This is a genomic window from Beijerinckia mobilis (genome assembly GCF_000745425.1).
GTDB lineage: Bacteria > Pseudomonadota > Alphaproteobacteria > Rhizobiales > Beijerinckiaceae > Beijerinckia > Beijerinckia mobilis.
Genome location: NZ_JQJH01000046.1, coordinates 1 through 3,787, shown reverse-complemented (window position 1 = coordinate 3,787; position 3,787 = coordinate 1). Strand labels below are relative to the sequence as shown.

Annotated in this window: 4 protein-coding genes; all 4 read right to left on the bottom strand. The window is 56.5% G+C overall.

Translation table 11 applies throughout. The features are described 5' to 3' along the window. Positions 1–122 precede the first annotated feature (122 nt). From DL88_RS18165 to DL88_RS18150, 4 genes are read right to left on the bottom strand one after another with little or no spacing between them, the layout of a single operon-like run. Positions 123–1,580, bottom strand: a complete 1,458-nt coding sequence (locus DL88_RS18165) for a hypothetical protein (RefSeq protein ID WP_034999397.1) — start codon at positions 1,578–1,580, stop codon at positions 123–125. A gap of 17 nt (positions 1,581–1,597) precedes the next feature. Continuing rightward, a complete protein-coding gene (locus DL88_RS18160) occupies positions 1,598–2,767 on the bottom strand; it encodes a conjugal transfer protein TraW family protein (RefSeq protein ID WP_051956157.1) in 1,170 nt (389 codons plus the stop codon). Between the two features lie 9 nt (positions 2,768–2,776). Beyond that, positions 2,777–3,316, bottom strand: coding sequence for a hypothetical protein (locus DL88_RS18155; RefSeq protein WP_034999396.1), 540 nt, complete (start codon positions 3,314–3,316; stop codon positions 2,777–2,779). Then, on the bottom strand, positions 3,316–3,774 hold the full coding sequence (locus DL88_RS18150; protein ID WP_084705284.1) for a hypothetical protein: 459 nt from the start codon (positions 3,772–3,774) through the stop codon (positions 3,316–3,318). The genes DL88_RS18155 and DL88_RS18150 overlap by 1 nt, the downstream gene beginning before the upstream one ends. Positions 3,775–3,787: the final 13 nt, after the last annotated feature.

The window sequence follows — 3,787 nt, the reverse complement described above, 5'->3', positions numbered from 1 at the left end:
CGGCTCGAGGGCGAAGATAGAAAAGAGAAGGGCGGCGAGAATAAACAAAAGGCGCATGGCAACCTCATCAGCATGATGCTTCAAAGGGTGTCATGCGCTCGTGCGAATTCAGTGTGCTGTTCTCATGGGCTGGGGCTGGGGCTCGCTGAGGCGCTGTGTTCGGCATTCCCCGTGAACCGCTGGATGGCGCCTTGTATTTTTTCGACAGCCTTGCTGATGGCCTCACTGGCCTTTTTGGCCAGTTCCTCGAGGGCATTCTCGCCCTCTTTCCGTCCAGGGAGAACTTCGGCCTTCTCACCAACCGATGCATCGACCTGCTGCAGTTTGGCCGTGAGAGCACTGGCATCCGGTTGTTTTGCAATGACCGGCTCGATCGCCGCTCGCTTGTCGGCATAATTGGCAAGTGCCGCTGTAGCCTTGTCATAGGAGGCCGCGAGATTTTTCTCAGTCAGCAAAGCCTGATCGAATTGGTTGCGCAGGTCCGCGAACCGCCCGCCAGCGCGCATTTCTGAGAGGACGCCAGCCATACCATCGGGATCATTCTTGGCGGCCTGCTCGATCTTGGCCATGACTGCCCGGCCAGGGCCATTCGAGAAGTCCTGCAGGGCCGCATTGGCGGCGGCTCCTGCCTCGAAAGTGCGCTGGATGGCCTTTTCCTCGTTCCGTGGCCCGAGGATGTTGGCTTGGTAGTTGGAGAGCCGATCAAACAGTGAAACGCGTTGAGTATCCGCGTTCTCGGGTTTGGTTCGTTCTGGTCCGAGATTCGAAAGGATTTCGGCCGCGGCCCCAGGCAGGCGTAGTTTGACGCCTGTGATTTCAGGATCGGAATAAACTTGCGTGGCATCCTGGCGTGACGGGGCAGGGGCCTGAGTGTTAGTCTGTGGGGCAGGCTTATCAACCTGACGTTCGGCTGAGTTTATTTCAACTGTCGTGGCTTGTGATTGTTGCCGACCGGGAATTCTTTGGGCTAAGCGTGCCTCGTTTTCTAACGCAGCAACCTTACTGTTTGTTTCTTCAGAATGCTGATTGGTTGCCTTAGCAATTGTTATTGCTTCATTTCGAATATTTCCGACAAGACTCTGTTCCAGCAAATTTGGCGTATCCTTCAACAAGGCCTGCATGCCTTCATTACGGAGATTGGGAAGCGTCGTCGCGACCTCCCGCATCTGATCGCGCAGCGCCTGTGACATTATGAGAGACGCTCCCGACCGTTCCACATCTTGGACCGCATAGGCGAGCTTTGCGCGGACGGTAGGATCATCGAGTTTTCCGGGCGTGATTGCATCTCGCGTTAAATCATTGATCGATTTGTCGAGCTTTTCAGGCAACGAACGATCGGCTCGAATAATTGAGAGCTGCAGGATCAGTTGTCGTAGCTCATCATGGTCGTCCTTTTTCGGTTCTGGAGCATCGGGTGATTTAGCCCTGCTGTCAGCCGCTTTGGTGGTGTCGGCTTCCGGTTTAACGGCTCCAGCCTCTTTCCCTTCGGGTTTATCGGTTTCAGGTTTTGTCACAGGATCAGGGCGATCACTGGCAAAGCGAAGGGGTTCAGAGCGGTACTGATCATTAAGTTCTGCCATGGAATTTTCCTGTTCTTTCAGTTGGCGACGATGGATGGGGTCGGCATGGGTGTCGGCTGGATCGAGCGCTCGGCTTCGGTGGCGAGTTGCGTCGCATTCGTGCTGGCGGTCATCATGCCAAGCCGATAATTATGGAGAAGCAGATAGTTCGTGAGGGCGAGCTCTTGCGCGACTTCGCGCTGTAGAGCGGTCGGGGTCATGGCCGCGAGCTGCGCGGCATAATTCAGCGAGCCATAGCGGCGATTGACGTCGAGGGTCAGACCTTGCAGCCAGGATCCGTTCTGCGTTGCCGGAAGGCCTTCATCCGTCATTTCCTGCTGCTGTTCTGTCGAGAGCGGAATGGATTGGGTCTGCGCCGCCATGACGTAATTGAGCGTGTTCCGCGCCAGCGAAACGCGGGCATTATATTCCCGCCGCCTGACCCGTGCTTCCTCGCCCATGGTGGATGTCAATTGACTGCCCCGCAAAGCGGCTGGAACAATCGGTTGGATCAGCGTCATGGCATAGGCATTGGCGTCATTGACCCCTTGCTGACCATTGTAGGTGCCTGTTCCAAAAAGGCTCGATGCACGTTGATCGGCGTTCGGGTTGGCGGAAAGCTGGCAAAGACCTGCATCCGCTTCCGTTTGCGAACAGTAGAATTTGCTGTGGTAATCATTGTTCGATGCGATGGCTTGCGCGCTTCCATAAAAGGCCGGAGTGTTGGCATTGGCCTCGCCACGATTGTCGTTGACATCTTGGATAGCCCTGGCGACCTTCCAGCTTTGACCAGCACCGACGATGACAGTCTGCCCGTTATCCAGCGCCGCGCATGATAGAGGGCTCGGGGTGTGCTGATCGCGGATCTGCGAATTCCGAACATCCCTCTGGAACCGGGCCATGGCCGTGTTCGACGCATCAGCGATTTGCTGCTGCGCGGAGACTTGGGCTTTGGAATAGTTGGAATTTTGAGTAAAGCCTTCGACCAGCAATTGCGTGACACTGCCGTTGGTGGCACTGCCGATCCCATCCTGCAGGCTGGATATCCCTGAATTGACTTGTTTGATGACGCTCGAAATTGTGCTGATGAGGGGAAATGTCGTCCAATCGACCACCGGCATTTGTGCCGATGTCGGAGCGGCTCCGAAGACCACGGCACCAAGCACCAGGCCAATAGCTGTCGAGGCAAGAGGAGAAATGCGCTTCATGGGATGCTCCTACCAAAGGCCGTTTTGCTGAGAGACCGTATAGCCAGAGGGCGCGAGGCCGGCGCCATTGACGCGGAACTGGCCATTGCCGTTCGCGCTTACATTGATCGAGCCCATGGGTGGGCCACCACCGCCAAAGGACAGTTTCGGGCAGCTCAGACCGCCCCCTAGATTGCCAAGGCCACCGAACCCGAGATTGAAGCCAGAGAGTGTGATGCCGCATTGCGGCTGGCCCAAAGAACTCTGCCAGGCCGTGGAAATGGCGTTGCAGATCTGGCCCTCGATCGATTGCAGCAGATTGGTCGGGTTGAGGAAGTTGGTGATAACGTCGAGGCCGGCACCTTTGAAGAAATTATCAAGACAGGTGAGGGTTTTCACGCTTTTCGGGGCATTGATATTGGCGTCGTCCACGGCAATCCGCTGCGAGATGGCATTCGCGGATGCCTGGGCTAATGCGGCACAACCCGCGCTACCCGTTGTCGTGTTCACCGTCTGCGCGGACGCAGGCATGGCTAAACAGACCAGCAACATGGGGAGACAATGCTTCATTACGCATCCTCCCTCATGAGTTTGGTAACATCCTTGAGAAAGGCGACCCGTTCAGGCGCATAGATGCGGCGCATCATTTTATCGCGCTTGTCGGCGTGTAAGGCGCGCGAGAGAGAAAGGCTGGACCCCTTATTCTTGCCGGTCAGCAAGGCAGCTGTGACGGCTCGCCGATGCGGCAGGCCGGGATGGGTCATGAGGGTCAGTAGTTGAACTTTTCGATCGATGGGGAGATCTTGCAGAAAATCCTGTACCTGATCTCGCATGGCCTGGCCCTGGAGGGCCTCGGATAGAGCTTCAGGTTTGTTTTGCCGCGCTCGATCGATGGCGGAGGCAAAGCGAATAAAGTCCTGGTAAAGGACAGGATTATTCGTGGCTTCATCGAGCGGGTCGACGAGCTGGATGGGACCATTGGCTGGGTCGAGCCAGCATGGATGGGCAGGCGGGGAAGGATCGGACATGGATTGGCTCCGG

Bases quoted from the DNA above. Each gene is read 5' to 3' on its own strand.
- DL88_RS18150 (WP_084705284.1), bottom strand. From the start codon at position 3,774: ATGTCCGATCCTTCCCCGCCTGCCCATCCATGCTGGCTCGACCCAGCC.
- DL88_RS18160 (WP_051956157.1), bottom strand. From the start codon at position 2,767: ATGAAGCGCATTTCTCCTCTTGCCTCGACAGCTATTGGCCTGGTGCTT.
- DL88_RS18165 (WP_034999397.1), bottom strand. From the start codon at position 1,580: ATGGCAGAACTTAATGATCAGTACCGCTCTGAACCCCTTCGCTTTGCC.
- DL88_RS18155 (WP_034999396.1), bottom strand. From the start codon at position 3,316: ATGAAGCATTGTCTCCCCATGTTGCTGGTCTGTTTAGCCATGCCTGCG.